The sequence below is a fragment of the Mesorhizobium sp. M8A.F.Ca.ET.161.01.1.1 genome, from assembly GCF_004792105.1.
Classification (GTDB): Bacteria; Pseudomonadota; Alphaproteobacteria; order Rhizobiales; family Rhizobiaceae; genus Mesorhizobium.
Genome location: NZ_SRTD01000535.1, coordinates 1 through 278, shown reverse-complemented (window position 1 = coordinate 278; position 278 = coordinate 1). Strand labels below are relative to the sequence as shown.

1 protein-coding gene is annotated in these 278 nt (G+C 65.5%); it reads left to right on the top strand.

The genetic code is table 11. The features are described from left to right. A partial coding sequence (locus tag EN804_RS36905; protein ID WP_246693570.1) for a methyl-accepting chemotaxis protein occupies positions 1–278 on the top strand: 278 nt, incomplete at both ends.

Genomic DNA, 278 nt, shown 5'->3' with positions numbered 1-278 from the left:
CACCACCACCGTGCGTGATAGCGCCCGTGGTGCGGAAGATGCCGGCAATCTGGTCCAGCGCGCCCGCGCCGGTGCGGAAAAGTCGGGTGTTGTGGTCCGCAAGGCGGTTGCCGCCATGCGCGAGATCGAGAAGTCCTCGGGCGAAATCGGCAACATCATCGGCGTCATCGACGATATCGCTTTCCAGACCAACCTCCTGGCGCTGAATGCCGGTGTGGAAGCCGCCCGTGCCGGTGATGCCGGCAAGGGCTTTGCGGTGGTCGCGCAGGAAGTCCGTG